Origin of the sequence: Winogradskyella undariae, assembly GCF_013285155.1 — a bacterium.
Lineage (GTDB): Bacteria > Bacteroidota > Bacteroidia > Flavobacteriales > Flavobacteriaceae > Winogradskyella > Winogradskyella undariae.
In genome coordinates, this window is the sequence record NZ_JABTEL010000006.1 from 98,704 (window position 1) to 124,735 (window position 26,032).

Sequence of the window (26,032 nt, forward strand, 5' to 3'; positions counted from 1 at the left end):
TAATTTATGAAAATATTTCTGATTATTACTGTCGCATTAACGTGCTTCAGTGGATTACTAGCACAACAAAAAGAAACGGATTCTAAAACAATTTCAAGTTTAAAAATGGAAAGTGAGTATTCTTCAGATATTGAAGAGGTAAGTGATCTTTTAAGTTTTGAAGGGATTGATTATATGAAGTTGAAATTTTCAGGTGAGCAACTTAAAGGAAAAAGTTACAAACTCACGGTAAAGGAAATTTGGGATGGGAAAATCGTATCTGATACCATTGTTATGGATAGCAGAAGTATTGGTGTTAAACAATTTGAAACGTTAAGTGATACGGTTTTTAAAATGAAAGTAATTTCAAAACATACCGATGATAACCAACTGAAAATGACCTTTAAGTTTCCAAGATTTAGTATCACTAAAAATTATGAAGCTACAGATTCTGAAAACTATAGTCTAAGAAATTTAGTAGAAGAAAGCAATTTAGAAATAAGCTATAACAAGTCGTTTTATCTGTTAGCTTATATTTTACCTTACGAAAGAGAAGATGGTTTATTGTCTTGGTGTGATGTTGGAACTGCAGGCGCTGAAATTGAAAAATGGGGAAAGCAATTTGGGATTAAACATTATTTACTTTTCGAAATGAAGTTTGAGTAGTTCATTCTTTAAAGAAATAAAAAAGCACTTAAATTCACTAAGTGCTTTTGTCTATAATCTAATATCTAACGTCTAAAATCTCTCTTGCCAATGTTGGTGTTTTCACCAACGGTGATCTATTGCAAATTCAAATCCACAAGTTATTGGTGAAAAACACCAACAACGGCTCAGAGAAATCTTCGGGGCTTATTTTCTTTGATATTGTCAATGGTATTATTTATTCATACAAAGATTCGATTAAATAATTCATTTTAAAACAAATACAAAAAGTACCTAGGTCCACTAAGTGTTCTTGCCAATGTTGGTGTTTTCACCAACGGTGATCCATTGCAAATTCAAATCCACAAGTTGTTGTTGAAAAACACCAACAACGGCTCAGCTGCTTCTGAACAAAAAAAGACCTCAAAGATTTTTAAAAATCTTTGAGGTCTAAATTATTTATTATTTTTAGCTAATATCTATTCTAATACCAACGTTTTTTCTTCTTCTTAGAAGCTTCACTCTTACGACCTTTTTTATACTTACTACCTTGTCTTTTATGTACAACAGGTTCTGCTTTAGGATCTAAGGGATAAGGATGTTCGGTTTCCACAGGAATCTGAACATTAATAGCTTGTTCTATCTTTTTTACATAATTTTTCTCATCAGCAGAACATAGGGAATACGCATTACCTGTATGTCCGGCTCTACCAGTCCGACCAATTCTATGGACATAAGTTTCGGGTATGCCTGGCATGTCAAAATTAAGAACGTTATCTAGCTCGTTAATATCAATACCACGTGCTGCAACATCAGTTGCAATAAGAATTTTAACGTAGCCGTTTTTAAATTTATTTAAAGCGGTTTGTCTTTCGCTTTGAGGTTTATCACCATGAATACTATTTACAGAGAACCCATTTTTTAATAAGGTTTCTTCAAGCTTATCCACACCATTTCTAGTACGTCTAAAAATAAGAACGTTACCTTCAATAGTATTGCGCATTAAATGTAAACACAGTTCAATTTTATTTTGCTTAGGGACATAATACAACAGCTGACTTACATCTTTTGCTACAGATTTTGTTGGTGTAACATCGATACGTTCAGGATCTTTAAGCAAGGTATTGGCTAAGTCTTCAATTTTATAAGGAATCGTTGCCGAGAATAATAAGGTTTGTTTGTCTTCAGGACAAAGACGTTCAATCTTTTTTACGTCATCAATAAAGCCCATTGCCAACATTAAATCGGCCTCATCTAAAACTAAAGTTTCAATAAAATCGAGATTAATATAATCTTGTTTATGTAAATCGAGTAAACGACCAGGTGTTGCCACTAAAATATCAACGCCTTTTTTTAACGTATCTATTTGTGGTTCTATAGATGCACCACCAAAAACGACTAATGATGTTAGATTGGTAAACTCAGCATAAGTTTTAAAATTCTTTTGAATTTGTATCGCTAATTCTCGTGTAGGACTTATTATCAGCGCTCTTATTTTTTTACCTTTTTTAGGCGCATCTTGTTTATCGTACAATTTTTGCAAAATAGGTAAGGCAAAAGCAGCTGTTTTTCCTGTACCTGTTTGTGCAGATACAATAACATCTTTACCTTCCAAAATTGGTGGAATAGAACGTTGTTGTACCAAAGTAGGTTCATTATAACCAGAAGCTGCAACAGCTTTTTGAATGGGTTTTATAAGATGTAAGTCTTTAAATGACATAGGTATTGTGTTTATTAAGTTTGTCATTCCTGCGAAGGCAGGAATAACAAATAAGGTAACAAAGTTAGAATATTTGTTAATTCAAACTTTGATATAAAAATATAAAATTTGCAAACCACGTCAGTTCGAGTGATTTGTGAAATATGAGCAAATAGTATCGAGAACGATACAGATTCAATGACATCTCAATAAATTCCGACAAAAAGTGGAATACTTAAAATGAAGAAAACGGTTCTACCAACGTTCCTTCATCCAGTCGTTTTGTTCTTCTTCTGTTAAAAAAGTCCAAGCTATAAATCTACTGATTTTATGACCTTGTCCCATTTCAATAGTTTTTACAACTGTCGCATTTACTTTTTCTAGAACTTTATAAGTTGGTTTTAGAGTTACTTCTTTCGAAATTAAACTTGTAAACCAAAAGCATTGTTTGCCAAAATGCTTACTCTCATAAATCATGTCTTTTACAAAACGAGCTTCACCACCTTTGGTCCATAATTCGTTATGTTGTCCGCCAAAATTTAAAAGCGATTTATTAGGTCTTTTCCCTTTAAGATTCCTTTGTTTTTTTAAGCTTGCTTTTTGAGCATCTTCTGCTGAAGCATGAAAAGGTGGATTACAAATAGAGAAATCTACTTTTTCTTCGGGTTTTAAAATGTCATAAAAAAAGTTGTTCGCTTTTTCTTGACGTCTAATTTCTAAAGTAGATCTTAAGTCATAATTTTTCTGCTCAATTTCTTTCGCAGATATAATAGCGGCTTCATCGGTATCACTTCCTATAAAAGACCAACCATATTCATGATGACCAATAATAGGGTAAATACAATTGGCACCAACACCAATATCGATACCTTTAATATGATTTCCTTTAGGAATAACACTGCCTTCACCCTTTAAAAGGTCTGCAATATTATGAATGTAATCTGCTCTTCCTGGAATTGGTGGGCATAAATAGTGCTCAGGAATATCCCAGTAGTCTAATCCGTAATGGTGAATTAATAAAGCTTTGTTTAATGCTTTTACAGCTGCAGGGTTAAAAAAATCGATAGAATCGTCACCGTATTTATTAGGTGCAACATAAGGACTTAATTTTGGTGAACTTCTTATAAGGGCATCAAAATTATAGCGTGATCTATGTTGATTTCTTGGGTGAAGTTCTGATTTTACTTCAGGATGCTGTTTTTTCTTTTCCAATTCTTAATAATTTAATAGGGACAAAGGTAATGGAAAACAAATTGGGTTATTAAGACCTAAGCCTAAATAACCCAATAAATTAAATAAATAATGATATTGTGATTAATCTACTTTTTTAAACCGTAGAACCTCATTGCCATTTGCATTATAAAAGAATAAAGTTATGCCTTCTTTTTTATAAATTGAAATGCTATTCATTGCTTTATCAAAACGATCTGGAATAGCCATATCCATACACATTTTTCGAGTGGATGCTATAGCACTAAACGCTATAGTATTAGAAGTTATCGTTTTAATTTGTCCGCTATAATTATTACAACCATTAGTCCCCAAAACACGCATTTCAGTAGTGTTTACTTCAAGACTTGGTGCATTGGTTTTTTCTATTTCTTCAGCATTAATATGAGTCGTTACCCAAATATCATGAATTGCTAATTTAGGATCTTGCTTTTTCTCAAGTACTTTAACTAATTCATATTTTATAGAGGAAGCATCTTCAGGTGTGTTTTTAGTGTCTAAAGCTGTTTTTGAAACTTCAATTTTTTGCAAATAACCAGGTTCAAAATTAAACCCATTTATTGTTGTATAAAAATTAGACCATTCGGCATTTTTATAATTATCGGCTTTTGAAACTTGTAAGCAAGTCGTTTTTCCTGCACCAGCATCGCAATCTGTTTTAGTACTATTTACCCAATAGATTGAAGTAACGTTTTTTGATGTGCCACAAGAAGATAGCATGATGCTTAATATTAAAATAGGAAATGTTTTTAGTAAAGTCATGAATGTTGTTGTTGGTTATGGCATTCAATTTTCAAAAGCCTTGCCAATTTTTAGTGTAAAATGTTAAAAGAACGTTATTGTGATTGAAGTCTTAAGTTTAGAGAAAACGAAAATGTATAGGTTATTAATTGCTATTTAATTGTGGTGTAATCGTCTTGTTTTATCTTATTACAATTACTTAATCATTATGATTTCTATCTTTAATAACTCTAATGCTGTAAGTTGCAACAATATCGTTTTCTATTTTTAGATGCACGTCATAAAATCCTTTGTGTTTAAAGCGGTATTTAAAGGTGATTAATCCGTTTTTGTTTTTAAGCTCATAAATTTCAAAAGATTTAATGTTAGTTCCTGATATTTGAATTAGAGAAATTTTATCTATTGAAATAGTGTTTAGAGATTTAAAACTAAAGTTAATTTCTTCATTTCTTTTTATTGTAGTATTTAGTTTTTTTGGACTAATAGGGATTATTTGTTGTTTAAACGTTTCACCATAAACAATTGGTTCAGGTATAAATATGGACTGTATTAAACTGTTATTTAGAAACCATTTTTTTTTGTATTGGATAATGATTTTTTGCAAATAATATTGGATCTGTTAAAAAGTAGCCATCATTATAATCTGGAACAAAAAAATGGCCATTAATCATATAACCACTAGACCAAGTAGCATCACATAAATACCATTTGTTGTCTAGTTTTACAGCATTCCAGGAATGGTTTGGAGATTCTAGTTTTTCAACATTACAATCTACTGATCTGGCATATCCATCAATAATTTCACTTTCAATATTAGCGATAAAACATAACTCTTTAATGAGGTAGGCATAGCCTGTGCACATAGTTTTTTTTTGTTTTAGTAATTTTTTGAAAGCAATTTTTTTGTATTCGTTATTCCATACGATATAACCTAAACTATCCTTTTTAAATTTTTCTCGTTTTTGGAGTACTTTATGGTGTTGATTAGCATCTCCGCTAACATTTTTACAAACCCAAATGTAAATAGCTCTAAACTTTTCTACATCAGTTGTTAGTTTATATGTTAAGTTATGTACTAGTAATGGTAAGTTTTCTAAACTACTGTCTTCATTTAATTTGGCAATATGATCTGCTTTGGTAAAATCGATGTGTTTAAAATCGGAGACCTGAGTAAAAGCAGTATTTACAAAGAAGGCAAAAATGAAGACCAGTATATTTTTCATAAACTTTTTATTTGGGTTTTTAATTCCTTTTTGATTGATACACTTTTGTTACTGCAACTTCTCCCATAATAACACAAGAAGTCATTTCCATATCAATTTTTAAATCAATTTCTGCGGCAGATTTATTATTTTCAATTACTACTTTTTGAGCTTCAAAGCCGATATAGCTAATAATTAAAACATCTCCTTTTTTTAGTTTTTCAGGGAATTCAAAATTGCCATCAAAATCTGTAGCAATGCCTATTGTAGAACCCTGTAAAATTACATTTGCACCAGGAAGCGGTTGGTTGTTTTCTGATACATTACCTTTTACAATTATATTTTTTTCAGATTTATTAGCTTCAATTTTAGAGGCGCCATCTGTTGAGGTCATTGTTTTTTTTACTTCTTGTGCCTGTGCTGTAATGCTGGAGAAAAGTGCTAAACAAGCTATTGCAATACCACTTAGAAAGTTAAGTTTATGGTTTTCGGGAGTTTTTTGATTGTAAATTTTTAATTGATTGTTGTTAAAACGTCCACAGGTATTTTGAGTCTCTTTGTTTTTAAAGAATGTAATAATTTCTTGTGTGTTCATTTTTGTAAAGTCTATAACTTCTTTTTTGCAAGAGCCACAAAAACCTCCATTGGAAGTTGGTGAAAATTGATCAAATTTTTCTGAGCATGGTGTTTTAATGTTTAAGTTAAATTGGTTTTTCATGATATAAGATTTTTATGTTAGTACATATCAAACCTATACTTCTATTGTGGTATAGAAAATGAATATTTAGTTAACCATGCTTTTTAATGAGTGAAGCATAACTTTTGATTAGTTTGTAAAAAGCAAAAACAAATTTTTATCAAGTTGTTTATAAGGATAAGAAGCAAAAAAACCATCAAGTAAAACTTGATGGTTTAAGTAAGAAAGGGGGGAACCTTTCTAAGAACAATAAATTATTTATTCTTTTATAAAGCGCTCAGTAACAATTTTATTGTTTTCTCCTTCAACTTTAATAAGATAGATTCCTTTAGATAAACCTTCGATGTTTACTGAAGCATGTGCTGATTCTAATAGCTTTTTGCCTTGTAAATTATAAATAGTTAACTTGCTAAAAGACACATCAGTTTCAATGTTTAATTGTGTTGAAGCTGGGTTAGGAAATATTCTAAAACGATTAATATCAAATAAGTCTACAGATAAGATAGAACATTCAGCATTTGTTTCTATAAAGTTAGTTGTTTCTGGGTTTGGGTTGGTCCAGTTGGCAATGCTATAATCTTCATCATCAACAAAAATACAAGTTAGATTTGGCACTGTATGCATATTAAAACTTGTTAATATTGTATTATTTCCATTTCTTAAATCAAGGGTTGTTAATTGGTCATTTACATGACAAGTTAAGCTCGTTAAATTTACATTATTACTTAAGTCTAAACTTGAAAATGTATTATTACTACAGATTAAGTTTATTAAATTAATATTTGAAGACAAATTTAAATTAGACAACTGATTATTTCTACATGCTAAATCTGTTAAACTTGTAAGCGCAGTTACATCTAATATTGGTAATTGATTATTATAACAATGCAAAAAATATAAATCAGTATTTGTAGAAACATTGATAGATGTTAATTGATTATCATGACAAGATAAATACTCTAAACTAGTGTTTGCAGAAAGATCTAAAGTTGTTATTTGGTTATCGTAACAACTTAAATTCATTAAGTTCGTATTTTGTGAAACATCTAAAGTTGTTAAAAGGTTATTGAAAGTTGATAAATTTTCTAAACTTGTTGTACCAGAAAGAGTCACATTGGTTAATTGATTAAATTCACTTCTTAGCTTAGTTAAGCTTGAAAACCCAGAAACATCTAATGTTGCAATTTGGTTTTGTTGACATTCTATCTCAATTAAATTTGTTGCACCAGTAAGCGTTAGGCTAGTTAATTGATTATTTGAAGTTCTTAAATTGGTTAAACTTGTAAGCCCAGAAAGGTCTAAAGAAGTTAGTTGATTATTAAAGCTACTTAAATTTGTTAAACTTGTAAGGCCTGTTACATTTAAAGATGATAGTACATTATTCTCACAATATAAGTTTTCTAAACTTAAGCTTGCTGAAGCATCTAGACTCGTAATTTGATTATTGCTACAGGATAAACTAATCAAATTTGTATTTGTTGAAATATCTAAAGCGGTAAGCTGATTATTATTACATGATAAATTTAGTAGGTTAGTATTTGCTGAAACATCTAATGTTGTTAAGGCGTTATCGCTACAAAATAAATATTTTAATTGCGTAAATGCTTCTATACCTGTTAAACTAGATATATTTTTATTTACTAAGTACAGTAAATCATTATATGCCTCTGCTTCTGTTATTTGTATTTCAGTATCTGCATTTGTATTTATGGTAGTGTTATTAACGAGCTCTGCTTTAAAATTAGCATCAGGAATATTTACTATTTGAGGCGTTGAGCTTGGTAATAAAGAATCATCATAAATTTTTATCACTTTACCACTACCTAAATTAGTAACATACATATTTCCTAAATTGTCAATAGTAATAGATCTAGGTTGTTCTAATAGTGTTGTTACAAAATCACTAATTGTACCTGTTACAGCGTCATATTTTAAGATTTTATGCTCTTCTGGAAACGTTTTGTATTTTGTAAAGTAAACATCGTCATTTGGAGCAATAGCAACACCTCTTATGTTTTCTATGTTACTTGTAATAGTTGTTACTGTACCTGTTGGTGTTATTTTAAATAGTTTTCTGTCATTTCTGTCAGCTACAAATAAATTGCCATTAGAGTCAAAGGCTATACCTTCTGGTGTAAATAAACCAGTGGCGTAATTAGATGTTGATAAATCTGCATTTATTTTAACGACGTTACCACTGTTTTCTGAAGCGAAGTATAATAAACCATCCTTAATAGCAAGTCCGTAAGGAGAAGCATTTGGCATAGATAAATAATCTGTAGCAACTCCAGCAGCATCTACAGTCATTATTTTACTATAAAAAGGTTCTGCTACGTACAAAAGGTCATTATTATCAAAAACGATATCATGTGCTCTAGAATTAGTAGTAGCGAATAAGGTTTGTGTTCCGTTAGCATCTAATTGGTAGATATTACCAGTGTAAAGTTCTGTGACAAAAACAGTATTGTTTGAGTCTACAGCAATACCTTCTGGTGAAGTGTAACCGGTTGAGAACTCTGTGATTGTTTGGGCTTTTAATAACAATGAGAAAAAGCCAATAAAAACGATTAAGTGTAGTTTTTTAAGCATGAATGTTTTTGATTTGGTTGAAAATTCAGACAAATATATTGTATTAAACATAAAAAAAACCACTTTGAATGAACAAAGTGGTTTTTGAATTATTAAAGAGATTCCTCTGAAAATCAGTAATTAGATTACTTAATCATCTCGTAACTGCGCTTAATAAAGTTTGTTAATTCTTCTCCTTTTAATAGGCCTTGAGATAAACGTGCTAAATCTAAACTTTGCGTAATTAAACGTTCTTGGTTTTCCTTTTCTTTAGTTTCTAAAATTTCACCAACTAATGGAGAGTTTGTATTGACGATAAGATTGTACATCTCTGGCATATTACCAAACATATTCATTCCGCCACCACCAGTCTGCTGCATCTCTTTCATTCTGCGCATAAATTCTGGTTGTGTAATAATAAACGGTGAAGCATCACTATCCATAGCTTCTAGCTGTACAGCAAACTTTTCAGAAGGAACAACTTCTTTTAAAAGTGTATCTAATTCTGCTTGTTGCTCTTCAGATAATTTAGAAATAGTAGTTTCATCTTTCTTGATTAAATTATCAATATGATCACCATCTACACGTGCAAAAGAAATATTTTCTTTCGTAGATTCTAATTTCTGAATTAAGTGAGATACAATAGGAGAATCTAACATTAATACTTCGTAACCTTTAGCTTTTGCAGCTTCAATATAACTGTGCTGTTGGTCTTTGTTAGAAGCATAAAGCAATACTAATTTACCATCTTTATCAGTTTGAGTTGCTTTTGTTTTATTGAAAAGCTCTTCGTATGTGTAATATTTACCATCTACTGTTGGGTACAATGCAAATGCATCTGCTTTTTCGAAGAATTTGTCTTCAGAAAGCATTCCGTATTCAATAACAAGTTTTATATCATCCCATTTAGATTCAAAATCCTCACGGTTTGAGTTGAATAATGATTTTAACTTATCAGCGACTTTACGAGTGATGTAAGATGAAATTTTCTTCACAGCACCATCAGCTTGTAAATAAGAACGCGATACGTTTAATGGAATATCTGGAGAATCAATAACACCACGTAACATGGTTAAGAATTCAGGTACAATCCCTTCAACATTATCCGTTACATAAACTTGGTTTTGGTATAATTGAATCTTATCCTTTTGCATGTTCATGTCATTACCCATTTTAGGGAAATACAAGATACCTGTTAAGTTAAAAGGATAATCTACATTTAAATGGATATGAAATAGAGGCTCTTCAAATTGCATTGGGTACAATTCTCTGTAGAATCCTTTGTAATCTTCGGCTTCTAATTCAGTGGGTTGTTTTGTCCAAGCCGGATTAGGGTTATTAATAATGTTATCTACAGTAATCTGTTTATGTGGCTCTGTAGTTTCTTTACCTTCAGCATCTGTAGTTGTTGCTGGTGTAAATTCAGGATCGTTTATTTCATTAGTTCCAAATTTAATTGGAATAGGCATAAACTTGTTATACTTATTAAGTAATGCACTGATTCTTGCTTCTTCTAAAAATTCAGTAGAATCTTCAGCAATATGAAGAATGATTTCTGTTCCTCTAGTTTCTTTATCAGAAGGCTCTAATGTAAATTCAGGAGAACCATCACAAGTCCAATGTGCAGCATCAGCACCAGTATGCGACTTAGTAATAATTTCAACTTTCTCTGCAACCATAAAAGCAGAGTAGAAACCAAGACCAAAATGACCAATAATTCCTGAATCTTTTGCAGAATCTTTATATTTATCCAAGAATTCTTCAGCACCAGAAAAGGCAACTTGGTTAATGTATTTTTCAACTTCTTCAGCAGACATTCCTAAACCTTGATCAATGATGTGAAGTTTTTTACCTTCTTTATCAATCTTAACTTCAATGATAGGATTTCCGTATTCAGATTTAGATTCACCTATACTTGTAAGGTGTTTTAATTTTAGTGTGGCATCTGTACCATTACTAATAAGCTCACGTAAAAAGATTTCGTGATCAGAGTATAAGAACTTTTTAATTAACGGAAAGATATTCTCTACCGATACATTAATACTTCCTTTTGTCATGATATATAGTTTTTTGTATTATTAATTTGAATACTTAGTTATAGGCAAATAAAATACCAAGAAAATATTTGTGACAAGATGGCATATGCTGATTTGTGTAAAACGGATCAATTTCTCTCTATAAATAGATGAGTATGTTATGCGTGCATAATTAATTTTAGCTTACTAAATATATTCTACCTTTTAAAAGATTAGCTTTGTTATTAATAAAACAAAGAGTTTAGATTTCCAATATCACAGAATTAAAAATAAATTTTTAGATGTACAATTCAAAAATAATTGGCTTAGGTAAATATGTACCTGATAACGTTGTTACTAATGACGATTTGTCGAAATTGATGGATACTAATGACGCATGGATACAAGAAAGAACAGGGATAAAAGAACGTCGCTGGGTAGAAAAGGGTAGTGGTGATACTACAGCAACTATGGGTGTAAAAGCAGCTAAGGTTGCTATTGAACGTTCTGGTTTAGATAAAGATGATATTGATTTTATCATTTTTGCGACGCTAAGTCCAGATATGTATTTTCCAGGTGCAGGAGTACAAGTACAACATGCTTTAGATATTAAAACTGTTGGAGCACTAGATATACGTAACCAATGTTCTGGTTTTGTATATGCTTTGTCTGTCGCTGATAATTTTATTAAAACTGGGATGTATAAAAATATTTTGGTGATTGGTAGTGAATTACATTCTTTTGGTTTAGACAAAACTACACGTGGTAGAGGTGTATCTGTGATTTTTGGTGATGGAGCAGGAGCAGCAATTCTTACAAGAGAAGAAGATAATACAAAAGGAATTTTATCTACACATTTACATTCTGAAGGTCAGCATGCAGAAGAATTAGTTTTAGTTGCACCAGGAATGGGACAACGTTGGGTAAGTGATATTATAGCAGATAATGACCCTGATGATGTAAGTTATTTTCCACATATGAATGGGCAGTTTGTATTTAAAAATGCAGTGGTTCGTTTTAGTGAAGTAATTATGGAAGGTTTAACGAATAACAATTTACAGGTTGATGATATTGATATGTTAATTCCTCACCAAGCCAACTTACGTATCTCACAGTTTATACAGCGTAAATTTAAGTTGAGTGACGACCAAGTATTTAATAATATTCAGAAATACGGAAATACAACTGCAGCTTCTATTCCTATTGCTTTAACAGAAGCATGGGAAGAAGGAAAAATAAAAGAAGGAGATACGCTTGTTTTAGCCGCTTTTGGTAGTGGATTTACGTGGGGAAGTGTGGTTATCAAGTGGTAATAAATCGCTTTTATAATACGCATTTAATAAAGTGTAATTTTTTTAAGAACCTAATTTGTAATTACAGATTAGGTTCTTTTATTTTATAGGTAATATTAGTCATCTCTTATATTCTTATTTCATATCTTGAGGTCTTAAATTTCATAAAGACAAGGGGGATAACTCTACATTTCAATTATAAATTGATTTTATTTTCCATGGCTTTGACATATAAACTAAAACAACTAAACTATGGAAACAAGCAGCCCTACTTTTGCCGCTAAATTCAAAAAAAAGATTAAAGATTTTGGACCAGCCTTTTTTATTATTGGCTATGTCGTCGGTACCGGAAGTGTGACCTCAATGGTGGTTTCTGGTGCTAAATTTGGATTAAGCTTGTCTTGGGCTCTTCTGTTATCCTGTTTTTTTACTTACTTTTTATTAATTTCAATTAGTAAACTTACCATCGTTACAGGTAATACGCTTATGTTACTATTCAAAAAAACATTTGGTAAGCCTATTACACTATTTATTATAACAGCTTTAGCGGTTTCCATTATCTCTTCTGTTATTGGTGTTATGGGCGTTGTTGCTGAAGTTTGTATGGAATGGATCTCTGTGAAGACATCTATTTCATTTTTAAATAAACCTGTAATTGCAACTTTTTTTATTGCTTTATTAATTGCTCTTTTCTGGACAGGAAAGCATGAGAATTTTATAAAAGCCATGAGTCTTATGGTTGGCTTTATGGCGCTCGCTTTTATTTTTACAAGTTTTATGGTTTTAAAAGAATCAGGGAAATCTATCATTGAGTTTTTTCCAGATTTACCAACAGGTGATAATACAGGTTTAATAATAGCCGGAATTGTTGGGACTACAATGGCAGGGGTTTGTTTGGCATCTCGTAGTATTTTAGTACATGAAGAAAAATGGGGCTTAAACGATTTAAAAAAAGAAAATAAAGATGCAATGTCTGCAATGGTTATGACTTTTTTAATCAGTCTAGCCATTATGATTAGTGCAACAGGAACACTCTATTTTAAAGGAATACCCGTAAATGATGCTACAGACTTAATGACCGCTTTGGGGCCATGGGCAGGTGATTTTGCTTTAACGTTATTTACTTTAGGTATTGTTGGTGCAGGTTTATCATCAATTTTTCCAAACCTTCTTCTATTTCCTTGGTTAATTGCAGATTATACAGATACACCTCGAAACATGAAAAGACCACTATTTAAAGTTATAGTAGTCTTGGTAGCATTGTCTGGATTAATTATCCCTTTTTTAGGAGGAAAACCCGTTTGGATTTTAATAGCTTCTCAAGCATTTAGTCCATTTGTAATGCCATTAATAACGCTGTTTTTAATAATTTTGATAAACAAATCTGAAGTAATGAAGTCGCATAAAACTTCTTTATGGATGAATATGGCTTTAGGTGCTACTTTTATTTTTAATTGTTACATGCTATACGTAGCGATAATAGGATTTATAGATTTTGTATAATAATAGTTTAAGAAATAATACAATAACCATGAGTGAGGACTTACAGAAATATGCACACATACCTTTAAAACAAAAATCTAATAGAGTTTGGAGAACTTATGAAGGAGGTGCCTTAATTGATAGATGGAAAAAAATGACACCTGAAGTAGATGGGCAAATGCCAGAACAGTGGATTATGTCTACAATTACGGCACGTGGAAATGGTAGGCCTGAAGACGAAGGACTTTCTTTAATAGAAACTGAAGATGGCATTTTTTCTCTAAAGGATTTAATCAATTCGGATCTAGAATTATATTTAGGTAAAGATCTTGCTAATAAATATGGAACAACAGGTGTGCTAATTAAAATGTTAGACTCTATGGAGCGTTTAACAGTTCAAGTACACCCAGATAAAGATTATGCGAAAACTGTTTTTAATTCAGAATTTGGAAAAACAGAATCTTGGTATGTTTTAAATACACGAGAAATAAATGGTGAAAAGCCAGTGGTTTACATGGGGTTTAAAAAACATGTAACTAAAGAAATTTGGAAGACTCATTTTGAGAATCAAAACATTGAAGGAATGTTAGATTGTTTACATAAAATCGAGGTAAAACCAGGTGATGCTTTTATGATTTATGGAGGTGTGCCACATGCTATTGGTGCAGGCTGTTTTTTAATGGAAGTGCAAGAGCCAACAGATTATACCATGCGTGTTGAAAAAACAACACCTGCAGGTTTAAAAATTGGTCCAGAATTAATTCATCAAGGTGTAGGTGAAGAAAAAATGTTAGAATGTTTTCATTACGATACTTTTACCATAGAAGAAGCCTTAAATGAATGGAAAATAACACCAGAAGTTTTAGAACATACAGATGAGTATACGTTTAAAACGTTATTTAATAAAAAACATACTAGTTGTTTTGGGTTAAGTGAATTGCTTTTAGACGGAAGACATACAATTAAAGGAAATTTATGTTTCTATGTCGCAGTTATTTATTCTGGTGACGGAGTAATTGAGTGTAACGGAAAAGAATATGAATATACACAAGGAGATGAAATATTTATTTCTGCAGCGATTTCAGAAATGACTTTTAAATCTAAAAGTGCTTCTAAAATTTTACTTTGTTATCCTCCAAACTAAATATATTTTGATTATAAGATGAAATAAATAGACTGTTTATGTCTGTTATAATAAAACCCCCGAGCTATGGCTTGGGGGTTTTAGATTTATGAAAATAAGGTGATTACGGAATTCCGTAAGGATGATATGTTTTTATTTTAGAAATTTAACGATAGATAATAACACTGTAACTATGGAATTATATAATCAACTTAAAAGTCTTGCAGATAAAGTAGAACAACTGAAAGATAGAATTGAAACTGAAGAATCTACTAAGCATGCTTTTACATTGCCTTTTATTAATATTTTAGGCTATGATACTTTTAATCCTACAGAGGTTGTACCAGAGTTTACAGCTGATTTAGGTTTAAAGAAAGGTGAAAAAGTAGATTACGCAATATTTCAAAATGACCAACCTATTTTAATTGTAGAGTGCAAACATTGGAAACAGAATTTAAATATTCATAATTCTCAGCTTTTTAGATATTTTCATGTTACAAAAACACGCTTTGCTCTGTTGACTAATGGTATTCAATATCGATTTTATACAGATTTAGAGGAAACTAATAAAATGGATGAAAAGCCTTTTTTAGAATTTGATATTACCAAGCTAAAAGAAAGTACAGCTAAAGAGGTAGAGAAATTTCATAAGTCAAAATTTGACGTATCACTTATTGTCGATAATGCGAGTCATTTAAAATATACACGAGAAATTAAATCGTTAATAGGTGAAGAACTTGCAGAACCTTCTCAAGATTTTGTAAAGCTGTTTGCCAACAAAGCATATAATGGTCGCTTAACAGCTAAGGTGGTAGATGAATTCACAGAAATTGTAAATAAAGCTTTTAATCAAATTATTAGTGAAAGAGTAAACGACCGATTGAACTCTGCTTTAAATAAAGAGCAAGAAAAACAATTGGAAGAAGAAAAAGTAGAAGAACAACCTAAAAGTAAAGTGATAACAACAGATGAAGAAATAGAAGCTTATCAAATTGTTGTGGCTATTTTACGTCGAAAAATAGCAAAAGAAAGAATTGTACAACGAGATACACAATCGTATTTCGGTATTTTATTAGATGACAACAATAGAAAACCAATTTGTAGACTTCACTTAAATGGTGGTATAAAATATATCAGTTTGTTTGATGAATCTAAAAATGAAACAAAAGAAAAAATTGAGTCTATAGATGCTATTTATAATTTTGAAAAACAATTGTTACAGACTATAGGGTGTTATGATAATGAATAAAATTTTCAATAAAGTATAAGTTTTCAGAAGAGTTTAGTGTGGAGTTATATAAAAAATCAATAAAATCAGTTTATTTGACTTTCTATAATTATGACATTTTCAATAAGAAGGTTTTAATTTTAAAATACGATAATTATGAATGTTTAAGTATGTTTTAACAGTATTTTACTTGTGATTCTACAACTAAACAAATAACTTAGGAAGAAACCCTTAAAGCGCGTTTTAAATGAGAAAACACATTAAACTTATTACTTGTATCATACTTATTTTAATCTTTTTTTATATTGAAACCCTATTAAATTTTAGCAGTTCTGTTTTGGGACTTGAAAATTTTGATAATTCATTATTGGTTTCCCAAAGGCAAAACTTTTTAATTTTTTGTTTTGCATGGCTTCTTATTATATTTTTAAGAAAAGGAAAAAGAAGTTTTTTAAAGCATTACGATATTTCGGCTGAAGATAATCTTGAAGCCAGGAAGATGTATACGCAAATCAGCTTGTTAGAGAAAATTATCATTTTCGTTATCATCTTATTTGCAGTAGGTTTTATTTTACTCTCTTTTGATAGTATAAAGAAAATTGGTTACGGAATCTTTGCATCTGCAGGTTTAGCCGGAATTATAATTGGTTTATCAGCGCAAAAAGTTGTTGGTGCATTATTAGCAGGAATTCAAATCGCATTTACGCAACCTTTTAGAATTGATGATGCTGTTGTTGTAGAAAATGAATGGGGTTGGATTGAAGAAATTAACCTTACTTATGTGGTGATTAGACTTTGGGATAAAAGACGATTAGTTTTGCCTTCTACTTACTTTTTAGAAAATCCGTTTCAAAACTGGACAAGAAATTCTGCGGATATTATAGGTTCCGTGTTTTTGCATACCGATTATCGTGTTTCATTTGATGATTTACGTACCGAATTAACTAAAATCTTAGAAAGCACATCGCTTTGGGATAAACAAGTTAATGTTTTGCAAGTCACAGACTCTAAAGAAAACTCTGTTGAAATTCGTATTTTAGTAAGTGCTAAAAATTCGCCTACCGCTTGGGACTTACGTGTTCATGTTCGTGAAAAAATGATTAAATTTATTCAAGAAAATTACCCTGAAAGCCTTCCTAGAACACGTGTTTATTTAACGGATAATAAAGTGTCAAAAGATTAAATTTATAAGCGTTTTTCAATGATAAAATATTCGTCATCATCAAGGTTTTTAAATTTTGATGCCGTCATGGCTTCATTAATGCTTATTGTTATCTCTATAGGAATTTTCACTTCTGTAGAATCAATTTGGATCAAAGTCATCACGATTATATTTTTAGTAGTAGTTTTGATATTTATAATACTCTATCTAAGAAAAAAAGTATTTACTATTAAGTTCTTAGAAGCTGTTATTTCAGTAGACTACATTTATCTGGATAAAAGCATACAGATTCTTTATAATGAATTAATTGCAGTAGAATTTATTTCGGTTCATAAATCACCAGATAGAAATAGAATAAAGTTTATGAAAGATGATAAAGTTGAGTCTCTAAGGTTTTTATCCATAGCGCAATCTGATAGCTATATTGAATTTGTTAAATGGTTAAAATCTAAAAATGAAAAAATAGAACTAACTGTTTTTCCTTCAGATCATATTATGAATCATAAAATTCAAGAAGTATACGGTTTTAAGTACCGCTAATACTAATAAGCGTAACACATTAAATGTTGAAAAAGAAAGTTGTAATCCTTATAATCCTATTATCTGTAGGTGCTTTTGGATTTTTTATATTAAAAACAATTAATATTAATCCAGAATATAAAGTAGGGAAACAAATTGATCAATTTAATGGAGTCGCTGTTTATTATAATGGAAGCGTAGGTCATGTTAATGGACGAGAATTGACAGCTGATGGTTATAATCTTGGATTAAAGTATCAATGTGTAGAGTTTGTAAAGCGATACTACTACGAAGCTTTAAATCATAAAATGCCTAATAGCTACGGACATGCTAAAGATTTTTTTGATAATAAGGTTAGCAATGGTAAAATTAATAAAGCAAGAAATTTAATTCAATATACAAATCCAAGTCTTTCTAAACCTAGGTTACATGATTTGGTGGTGTATTCAGGGACTGTACTAAATAAATATGGTCACGTTTCAATTATTTCTCAAGTTACAGATAAGGATATCGAAATTATACAGCAAAATCCGGGGCCTTTTGGTGATTCACGTAAACGATATCATTTAATTAAAGAGAATGGTAAGTGGAAAATTAATAATCATCAAATATTAGGATGGTTACGGAAAAAATAAAGAATTTTAAGGATCTGTTTTATCAATAAAAAAAGCCTAAACAAAATTTGTCTAGGCTTTTTCGCTATTAACCAACCTTAACTAACACTATTATAAAAATTAATTTATAACAATTATTACTTAAAAAAACTATACTACCATAGACGCAATAAGTTCAATATTATTTCATAGCTTTTGGTGTTTAACTTGCATTTAACACTTATTGTAATACCTCTTAAATACTCATAAATTATGATTTGAAAAATTTTAGAATCTTATAAATTTTAGTTTATATTTAAAATATGAAAACAACATTAGTTATAGGAGCCTCGTTAAAACCAGAACGTTATTCAAATATTGCAATCAAAAAATTACGCCATTTTAAACACGATGTGAAAGCTTTTGGTTTAAAACTAGGTAAGGTTGAAGATGTTTCTATTGATACCGAGTTAATGCCGTATAAAGATATTGATACCGTAACACTATATCTTAATCCACAACGCCAAAAACCGTATTATAATTACATAATAGGTCTTAACCCTAAACGCGTCATTTTTAATCCAGGAACAGAAAACACTGAATTTTATAATATTTTAGAACAGAATAATATTGAATTTGAAGTCGCTTGTACTTTAGTGTTATTGAGTACAGGACAATATTAAGCTTTCTTTTTGAGAAGCAGTAAACCTAAAAACATGAATAGGCCGTTGTAGATTAGTATTTCAAATCCTATTTCGTGACCATTAAATAATTCTTTAGAATATAAGTTTAAGAGGTATGAAATTAATGGAGCTACAATTGCTACAATCCAAACTAACTTGTCTTTAATTTGAAATTTAGTAAATAGACCAAAGGCAAACAAACCTAATAATGGTCCGTAAGTGTAACCTGCAGCTTTAAAGAGTTCCCAAATAACGGAAACATCTTTAAATATAAAATCGAATAATAAAATCACTAGAACAAGTACGGCACTAAATCCAATATGAACACGTTTTCTTAAGTTTTTTCTTTTAGCCTCAGGCCTGTTTTCAATATTTAAAATATCAAAACAAAAAGATGTTGTTAGGGATGTTAAAGCAGAATCTGCACTAGAATAAGCAGCAGCAATTAAACCAAGTAAAAAGAACGCTGAGGTAACAATGCCTATTTCTGGTAACATAGCAATCGTTGGAAATAAATCATCTTTAGACGCTGAGATACCATGCGCAGCGGCATATTGTGTTAACATCAGTCCAAGAACTAAGAAGAGTAGATTTACAAAAATTAATACAATACTAAAGGTTATCATATTTTTCTGCGCATCTTTCAAATTACGGCAAGTCAGGTTTTTTTGCATCATATCTTGATCTAAACCTGTCATGGTAATGGTAATAAAAATCCCAGATAAAAAGCTCTTCCAAAAATATTGCGGATCATTTCCATTTTCAAAAAAGAACACCTTCGTTAGGTTACTTTCTCTGGTGTAAGTAATCACTTCGCTAATGCTATTTAAATCTAAAGCAGATGCTAAAAATACAATGGCAACAACTACAGATATTAACATAAATAAAGTCTGAAGTGTATCGGTAAAAATGATTGTTTTTATTCCACCTTTAAAGGTGTAAAGCCAAATTAATACAATGGTGATAATTACAGTAATGGCAAAAGGAATATCAAATAAGTCAAACACTAAAAGTTGTAAAACTTTAGCAACAAGGAATAAACGAAAAGCAGCACCAACCGTTCTTGAAATTAAAAAAGCAACAGAGCCAGTTTTATAACTTACAATACCAAAACGATCTTTTAAATAGGTGTAAATAGAAGTAAGATTAAGCTTGTAATAAAGCGGTAATAACACAAAAGCGATAATTAAATACCCAAAGAAATATCCGAAAACAACTTGTAAATAACCAAATTGTTTTGCTTCAATAGCACCAGGAACCGAAATAAATGTAACGCCAGACAAAGAAGCACCTATCATTCCAAAAGCCACCAAATACCAAGGAGCAGATTTGTTTGCCTTAAAAAAAGCAGCATTAGAATCTTCTTTTCCTGTGAAATAAGAGATTAATATAAGTAAACCAAAGTAGCATACAATTAAGATAAGTATTGATGTTGGCGACATGAAATTGACATTTTAGTATAATTTATGAAAGTAATGTATTTGAAAAAAAGGACAGCTTTAAAATAGAATTAATTACGAAAAAAATATAAGCGTATGTATAATTTACTCTAAAATAGAGTTTTAAGTTGCTCCTTTTTTATAGGCAAAAATCAGTATCTTCGCGGCTATGGAATTTTCATCAAAACTCTTAGAAAACGCTGTTAACGAGATGTCTCAATTACCTGGTATTGGTAAGCGTACAGCTTTGCGTTTAGTGTTGCACATGTTACGACAACCCGAAAATCAAACCTTTCAATTAGCCAATGCATTAACAAAGGTGAGAGGAGAAATTAATTTTTGTAAATCGTGTCATAATATTAGTGATACGGTATTGTGTGAAATATGTGCAAACCCAAATCGTAATAGCGAACTAATCTGTGTTGTAGAGGATATTAGAGATGTAATGGCTGTAGAAAACACAAGCTCTTTTAAAGGTTTGTATCATGTTTTAGGAGGAAAGATATCTCCAATGGATGGTATTGGTCCTCAAGATTTAAATATTACCTCTTTAGTAGAAAAGGTAAAGGAAGGAAAAGTGAAAGAATTAATCTTTGCCATGAGCCCTACGATGGAAGGAGACACAACAAACTTTTATATATTTAGACAATTACAAGATTATAAAGTCACAACCTCTACTATTGCAAGAGGTGTTGCTGCCGGAAACGAATTAGAATATACAGACGAAATTACTTTAGGTCGAAGTATTATAGATCGTGTCCCATTTGAAGCTTCATTAAAATCGTAATATTATTTTGAAACTTTCAGTCATCATTTTAAATTATAATGTCCGCTATTTTTTAGAGCTCTGCCTTAAAAGTGTTCAAGCGGCTATTGCAACTATTGATGCAGAAATTATCGTAGTAGATAATAACTCTCAAGATGATAGTTGTGCTATGGTGAAGCAATTATTCCCTTCGGTAAAGCTCATTGAGAATAAAGATAATCCTGGATTTTCAAAAGGAAATAATATTGGTGTAGCTCAGGCAAAAGGAGAATACCTTTGTATTCTTAATCCAGATACGGTTGTTGCAGAGGATACTTTTACTAAACTCATTAATTTTACAGATTCTAAAAATAATCTAGGAATTGTTGGTTGTCAGCTAATAGATGGAAAGGGGAGATTTCTTCCAGAAAGTAAACGTAACATTCCAACTCCAAAAGTAGCTTTAAAAAAAATATTGGGCAGCACTAATGATTATTATGCAAATCATATTAATATAGAGGAAACTGGTAAAGTAGATATTTTAGTAGGTGCTTTTATGTGGCTCAAAAAAGAAGTCTATAATGCTGTTGGCGGATTCGATGAAGCCTATTTTATGTATGGTGAAGATATCGATTTATCATATAAAGTAGTAAAAGCAGGATATGATAATTTCTATTTCGGAAACACTACAATCATTCATTTTAAAGGAGAGAGTACCTTAAAAGATTCTAAATATGCAAAACGTTTTTACGGAGCGATGCAGATTTTCTATAAAAAACATTTTAAACAGAGTTTATTATTCAATGCAGTAGTTTGGTTAGGGATTAAAATGGCCTTTTTAATGCGAAAAACTCCAATTGATGTTGTCGTGAATTCAAATAGATCTTATTTATATACTGCCGATTTAAATACTAATTTGGTTGAGAAATTACCAAAGCCAACTCAAGTTGATGAAGATATAAGACGAGATGTTGAAAATAATAGTATGATTGTTTACGATTTTAAATTACTGAACGCGAGTAGTGTAATTGCAGATATGAAGCAAAAATCGAAACAAGATCATATTGTCTTTAGATTTCTTTCAAAAAACTGTAAATTTATCCTCGGAAGCGATAGTGCTAATAATAGAGGAGAGGTTCTACACTTCTAAACTATATTTATTGAATTAAATTCAGTAAAACACGTATTTTTTCAGTAATTTTGCACGCGATTAGCAAATAACGACCCACAAATTATAGATATGGCAAATTTTGAACTTAAGTTACCTAAAATGGGAGAAAGTGTTGCAGAAGCAACAATAACCTCATGGCTTAAAGATGTTGGAGATACAATTGAAGCAGATGAAGCTGTTTTAGAAATTGCAACAGATAAAGTTGATAGTGAAGTACCAAGTGAAGTAGATGGTGTTTTAGTTGAAAAATTGTTTGATGTTGATGATGTAGTACAAGTAGGACAAGTTATTGCGGTTATAAAAACAGAAGGTGGCGATACAATAGAAGTAAAAGCTACTGAAGCGCAACCAGAACCTGTTGCAGAAACAGAAGCTCCTAAAGCAGTGGCTGAAGTTGCTAAAACTGTTGTTGCAGCTAAAGAATCTGTAGAACCAGTAATTTCTACAGAGGATCGTTTTTATTCTCCTTTAGTAAAAAATATAGCAAAAAAAGAGGGTATAGCACAATCTGAATTAGATACAATTCAAGGTACTGGTAAAGATAACCGTGTTACTAAAAATGATATTAAAACATATTTAGAGTCTCGTAGTTCTGCTCCTGTAGCAGCTCCTAAAGCAGATTCTGTAGTGAGCAATACATCTAAAACTCAAAGTAAGCCTGTTACACAGACACCTGTTGTAACTTCTGGTGATGATGAAATTATTGAAATGTCTAGAATGGGGAAACTTATTTCTAAGTACATGGTAGATTCTATTCAAACTTCAGCTCACGTACAATCGTTTATTGAAGCAGATGTAACTAATATTTGGAATTGGAGAAAGAAGGTGAAGAGTGGTTTTATGAAACGTGAAGGTGAGAACTTAACCTTTACACCAATCTTTATGGAAGCTATAACAAAGGCTCTAAGAGATTTTCCTATGATGAATATTTCTGTTGAAGGCGATAAAATTATAAAAAAGAAAGCTATTAATGTTGGTATGGCAGCAGCATTACCAGATGGTAATTTAATTGTTCCTGTAATTAAAAATGCAGATCAATTAAGTTTATTAGGAATGGTAAAACATGTTAACGATTTAGCAAATAGAGCGCGTTTGGGTAAATTAAATCCAGATGATATACAAGGAGGAACTTATACAGTAACTAATGTTGGTACATTTGGTAGCATTATGGGAACACCAATTATCAATCAACCACAAGTGGGAATATTAGCTTTAGGTGCCATTAGAAAAGTACCTGCTGTTATTGAAACTTCAGAAGGCGATTATATTGGTATCCGTTACAGAATGTTTTTATCGCACTCTTATGACCATAGAGTTGTTAATGGTGCACTTGGTGGACAATTTGTAAAAGCAGTAAAAGATTATTTAGAAGCTTGGGATTTAGATCGCGAGATTTAAGTCTATTTTATATAAGAATTAATCAACAAAAGCACAGTTTTACGACTGTGCTTTTTTGTTTTTAAATCTATAATAATCTCACCATCAAATTTCTTCTATTTATAACAAAAAATTATCATTATTAAGTTTTGTTATGAACGTAAGTTCATTACCTTTATGTAAAATTAAGACAAATGCCACGCCCAAAAAAGAAGAGAAAAGTTGATTTCCCACCTAAGATGCTTGGTTTTAAGCCATTTGGTATTCGGTTCTGCGAAACAGAGCATATTATTATGCAATACGAAGAATACGAAACCGTGAAACTAGTTATATACGATGACCTTTCGCAAGGAGATGCTGCGGATAAAATGGAGGTTTCTAGGCCTACGCTTACCCGGATTTATAATAGTGCTTTAAAAAAAATTGGACAAGCCTTTGTAGAAGGAAAATCGATTCTTATTAAAGGTGGGGATTTTGAATTTGAGAAAGATTGGTATAAGTGTAAAACCTGCTTCAAACTAATAGCCGGTGTTGAAAATAATTTAAAGTGTGATGATTGTTCTTCGGGAGATACAAATGAATTGGTAAATTTAAATGAATAAATTATGTCAAATTTAAACCATAGAGGTCCAGATAATTTAGGTCCAAAAACAGGAATGAAATTAGGGAAATGTAGAAAGACTAAATCTGATACTGTTGAGGATTCTGAAATTAGGCAATGTAGAAAAGGAAGGATAAAAAAATCACATTGTAACTGGTTAGAAAGATTATATCATGAAGAAAATTGCTGTTCCCATAACTCAAAATAACAAAATTGAAAGCTGTTTTGGAGATTCTAAGTTTTATGAAATTTATATTTTCTCTAAAACTAATGATATTTTAGATGTGCAATTGTTAGAGTTAGACAAAAGTTATGGCTGTTCTAATGTTGTAAACGTATTGGCAAATGCAGAAGTTACCTTTATGTTATCAGATCATATAGGAAATAAGGCTTTCAATAGATTAAATAAAGCAGGGATTAAGGTGATAAGAGGATGTTCGGGTGATTCTGCTGATGTTATTTTACAGTTTGTTGAAAATGAAATTATAGATAGTGGAACAAGTTGTTCACTTCATAAAAAAAAGAATAAGCAGTTAAAAGACTATAAATGTCACTGCTAATAAAAAAAATAGGAATGCTTAATTGATTTCTATTCACAAAAAATAAAAATTATATTAATGTCTATTAAAGATTCAGCTATTATAGAAGGAGTAAGGGTTAAGTTACCTACTAAGTTTGGTCATTTTGAATTAATCCCTTTTAAAGAAAAAGTAAATGGTTTTGAGCACATGGCTCTTATTAAAGGAGATTTAACCTCAAAAGATACTGTCTTAACACGTATACATTCAGCTTGTGCTACCGGAGACTTATTCGGGTCCTTAAAATGCGATTGTGGTGATCAATTAATTGAAGCCATGAAGATGATTGAGAAAAACGGAACAGGCGTTATTGTCTACTTGCAACAAGAGGGTAGAGGTATAGGTCTAATGAATAAGATGAAAGCTTATAAACTTCAAGAAGAAGGATTCGATACCATTGAGGCTAATTTAAAATTGGGCTTTGCTTCCGATGAAAGAGATTATAACGTAGGCGTAGAAATTCTTAATGCTGTTGGGGTAAAACAAGTGAACCTGTTAACTAATAATCCTGATAAAATTTCAGGATTAGAGAAAAGCGGAATTAAGGTTGTAAAACGCGTTCCTATAATAATACCATCAAACCCATTTAATAAGAGTTATTTAGCGACCAAAGAAAATCAAATGGGACATCAACTCACTGAAAGTAAATTAGAAGATAAATGCTGTGATCACTGATACATTTCAATTAAGACCACATTACGGCGAGGTTGATCAAATGCGATATGTATATCATGCAAATTATCTTACATATTGTCACCAAGCACGTAATGAGTTGTTAAGAAAACTAAACTTAGATGAGGTTGTTCTTGAAAGGAATAATATCATATTACCCGTTATTTCATTTGATATTAGCTATAAAAAACCTGCATATTTTGATGAGCTTATTACGGTAAAAACTATAATAAGAGAAATGCCTAAAGTGCGTTTTAATTTTGAATTTGAAATTAGAAATGAACAAAACATCCTTTTAATTAAAGCGAAGTCAACAGTTGTTTTTGTAGATGTTGAATCGCGTTTACCTAAAAAGATCCCTGAGTTTATTCAAAATATATTCAAAAAGGAATTTTAATAAAATTACATACATCTAGTATATTGTAGCTAGTTTTTTACTTTTGCTGTTTTTAGAAATTATGAAATCGAATAAATAGAAACAGGAATGAGGGTTAAATTTTTAAAATAAACCTATTTTTATCAAAATTTTTAAAGAAGTTCATAAAAAGAACACAAAATATACTAGTTAATTGATACTCTAAATACTCTGGT

The 26,032-nt window shown here is 30.8% G+C and carries 26 protein-coding genes; 16 read left to right on the forward strand and 10 right to left on the reverse strand.

Translation table 11 applies throughout. The features are described 5' to 3' along the window. Positions 1-6: 6 nt before the first annotated feature. Positions 7-645 carry a hypothetical protein gene (locus HSX10_RS10110; RefSeq protein WP_173588098.1) on the forward strand — a complete coding sequence of 213 codons (639 nt, stop codon included), beginning with the start codon at positions 7-9 and terminating at the stop codon, positions 643-645. A 463-nt stretch (positions 646-1,108) separates the two neighbouring features. On the opposite strand, the gene HSX10_RS10115 is transcribed toward HSX10_RS10110, so the two are convergent. From HSX10_RS10115 to htpG, 8 genes are all read right to left on the reverse strand, one after another. Continuing rightward, positions 1,109-2,344: a DEAD/DEAH box helicase gene (locus HSX10_RS10115; protein WP_173588099.1), complete on the reverse strand. Its 1,236-nt coding sequence runs from the start codon at positions 2,342-2,344 to the stop codon at positions 1,109-1,111. Between the two features lie 234 nt (positions 2,345-2,578). Next, positions 2,579-3,535, reverse strand: a complete 957-nt coding sequence (rlmF, locus tag HSX10_RS10120; protein ID WP_173588100.1) for a 23S rRNA (adenine(1618)-N(6))-methyltransferase RlmF — start codon at positions 3,533-3,535, stop codon at positions 2,579-2,581. Between the two features lie 102 nt (positions 3,536-3,637). After that, entirely contained in the window at positions 3,638-4,315 is a 678-nt protein-coding gene (locus HSX10_RS10125; protein ID WP_173588101.1) for a DUF4377 domain-containing protein, read from the reverse strand. Positions 4,316-4,493: 178 nt separating this feature from the next. Beyond that, complete coding sequence (locus HSX10_RS10130; RefSeq protein WP_173588102.1) at positions 4,494-4,898, reverse strand: hypothetical protein; 405 nt, start codon at positions 4,896-4,898, stop codon at positions 4,494-4,496. Beyond that, on the reverse strand, positions 4,852-5,517 hold the full coding sequence (locus HSX10_RS10135) for a transglutaminase domain-containing protein (protein WP_173588103.1): 666 nt from the start codon (positions 5,515-5,517) through the stop codon (positions 4,852-4,854). The genes HSX10_RS10130 and HSX10_RS10135 overlap by 47 nt, the downstream gene beginning before the upstream one ends. Positions 5,518-5,536: 19 nt before the next feature. Beyond that, positions 5,537-6,214 carry a carboxypeptidase-like regulatory domain-containing protein gene (locus tag HSX10_RS10140; RefSeq protein WP_173588104.1) on the reverse strand — a complete coding sequence of 226 codons (678 nt, stop codon included), beginning with the start codon at positions 6,212-6,214 and terminating at the stop codon, positions 5,537-5,539. Positions 6,215-6,451: 237 nt separating this feature from the next. Next, the gene (locus tag HSX10_RS10145) at positions 6,452-8,782 is read right to left on the reverse strand and encodes a virginiamycin B lyase family protein (protein WP_173588105.1); all 2,331 of its coding nucleotides are present in this window, start codon (positions 8,780-8,782) and stop codon (positions 6,452-6,454) included. A gap of 125 nt (positions 8,783-8,907) precedes the next feature. Then, positions 8,908-10,818 (reverse strand): molecular chaperone HtpG, encoded by a 1,911-nt coding sequence (gene htpG / locus HSX10_RS10150; protein WP_173588106.1) that lies wholly within the window; start codon positions 10,816-10,818, stop codon positions 8,908-8,910. A 260-nt stretch (positions 10,819-11,078) separates the two neighbouring features. Here htpG and HSX10_RS10155 point away from each other — a divergent pair, with 260 nt between their 5' ends. The 5 genes from HSX10_RS10155 to HSX10_RS10175 all read left to right on the forward strand — a co-directional run bounded on the left by HSX10_RS10155 (position 11,079) and on the right by HSX10_RS10175 (position 17,084). Next, positions 11,079-12,089, forward strand: coding sequence for a 3-oxoacyl-ACP synthase III family protein (locus tag HSX10_RS10155; RefSeq protein ID WP_173588107.1), 1,011 nt, complete (start codon positions 11,079-11,081; stop codon positions 12,087-12,089). Between the two features lie 231 nt (positions 12,090-12,320). Beyond that, entirely contained in the window at positions 12,321-13,571 is a 1,251-nt protein-coding gene (locus HSX10_RS10160; protein ID WP_173588108.1) for an NRAMP family divalent metal transporter, read from the forward strand. Positions 13,572-13,599: 28 nt separating this feature from the next. Further along, a complete protein-coding gene (locus HSX10_RS10165; protein ID WP_173588109.1) occupies positions 13,600-14,694 on the forward strand; it encodes a type I phosphomannose isomerase catalytic subunit in 1,095 nt (364 codons plus the stop codon). A gap of 172 nt (positions 14,695-14,866) precedes the next feature. Further along, entirely contained in the window at positions 14,867-15,922 is a 1,056-nt protein-coding gene (locus HSX10_RS10170) for a type I restriction endonuclease (protein WP_173588110.1), read from the forward strand. Positions 15,923-16,148: 226 nt separating this feature from the next. Continuing rightward, positions 16,149-17,084 (forward strand): mechanosensitive ion channel family protein, encoded by a 936-nt coding sequence (locus HSX10_RS10175; RefSeq protein WP_173588111.1) that lies wholly within the window; start codon positions 16,149-16,151, stop codon positions 17,082-17,084. A 2-nt stretch (positions 17,085-17,086) separates the two neighbouring features. Here the strand turns inward: HSX10_RS10175 and HSX10_RS10180 are convergent, their stop codons facing one another. Continuing rightward, positions 17,087-17,224 (reverse strand): hypothetical protein, encoded by a 138-nt coding sequence (locus HSX10_RS10180; RefSeq protein WP_173588112.1) that lies wholly within the window; start codon positions 17,222-17,224, stop codon positions 17,087-17,089. A 25-nt stretch (positions 17,225-17,249) separates the two neighbouring features. On the opposite strand from HSX10_RS10180, the gene HSX10_RS10185 reads away from it, so the two are divergent. The 3 genes from HSX10_RS10185 (at position 17,250) to HSX10_RS10195 (ending at position 18,858) form a co-directional block, all read left to right on the forward strand. Beyond that, positions 17,250-17,603, forward strand: coding sequence for a hypothetical protein (locus HSX10_RS10185; protein ID WP_173588113.1), 354 nt, complete (start codon positions 17,250-17,252; stop codon positions 17,601-17,603). Between the two features lie 23 nt (positions 17,604-17,626). Next, positions 17,627-18,217 (forward strand): CHAP domain-containing protein, encoded by a 591-nt coding sequence (locus HSX10_RS10190; protein ID WP_173588114.1) that lies wholly within the window; start codon positions 17,627-17,629, stop codon positions 18,215-18,217. Positions 18,218-18,498: 281 nt separating this feature from the next. Further along, a complete protein-coding gene (locus HSX10_RS10195) occupies positions 18,499-18,858 on the forward strand; it encodes a CoA-binding protein (RefSeq protein ID WP_173588115.1) in 360 nt (119 codons plus the stop codon). On the opposite strand, the gene HSX10_RS10200 is transcribed toward HSX10_RS10195, so the two are convergent. After that, entirely contained in the window at positions 18,855-20,300 is a 1,446-nt protein-coding gene (locus HSX10_RS10200; RefSeq protein WP_173588116.1) for a sodium:solute symporter, read from the reverse strand. The genes HSX10_RS10195 and HSX10_RS10200 overlap by 4 nt on opposite strands. A gap of 166 nt (positions 20,301-20,466) precedes the next feature. On the opposite strand from HSX10_RS10200, the gene recR reads away from it, so the two are divergent. The 7 genes from recR to HSX10_RS10235 all read left to right on the forward strand — a co-directional run bounded on the left by recR (position 20,467) and on the right by HSX10_RS10235 (position 25,838). After that, positions 20,467-21,084, forward strand: coding sequence for a recombination mediator RecR (recR, locus tag HSX10_RS10205; RefSeq protein WP_173588117.1), 618 nt, complete (start codon positions 20,467-20,469; stop codon positions 21,082-21,084). 7 nt (positions 21,085-21,091) lie between these two features. After that, positions 21,092-22,192, forward strand: a complete 1,101-nt coding sequence (locus tag HSX10_RS10210) for a glycosyltransferase family 2 protein (protein WP_173588118.1) — start codon at positions 21,092-21,094, stop codon at positions 22,190-22,192. A gap of 90 nt (positions 22,193-22,282) precedes the next feature. After that, positions 22,283-23,611 (forward strand): dihydrolipoamide acetyltransferase family protein, encoded by a 1,329-nt coding sequence (locus HSX10_RS10215; protein WP_173588119.1) that lies wholly within the window; start codon positions 22,283-22,285, stop codon positions 23,609-23,611. Between the two features lie 173 nt (positions 23,612-23,784). Beyond that, positions 23,785-24,192 (forward strand): DUF134 domain-containing protein, encoded by a 408-nt coding sequence (locus HSX10_RS10220; RefSeq protein WP_173588120.1) that lies wholly within the window; start codon positions 23,785-23,787, stop codon positions 24,190-24,192. A 172-nt stretch (positions 24,193-24,364) separates the two neighbouring features. Then, a complete protein-coding gene (locus HSX10_RS10225) occupies positions 24,365-24,751 on the forward strand; it encodes a NifB/NifX family molybdenum-iron cluster-binding protein (protein WP_173588121.1) in 387 nt (128 codons plus the stop codon). Positions 24,752-24,808: 57 nt separating this feature from the next. Next, entirely contained in the window at positions 24,809-25,444 is a 636-nt protein-coding gene (ribA, locus tag HSX10_RS10230) for a GTP cyclohydrolase II (protein WP_173588122.1), read from the forward strand. Then, the gene (locus HSX10_RS10235; RefSeq protein WP_173588123.1) at positions 25,434-25,838 is read left to right on the forward strand and encodes an acyl-CoA thioesterase; all 405 of its coding nucleotides are present in this window, start codon (positions 25,434-25,436) and stop codon (positions 25,836-25,838) included. Before ribA ends, HSX10_RS10235 begins: the two co-directional genes overlap by 11 nt. Positions 25,839-26,032 lie beyond the last annotated feature (194 nt).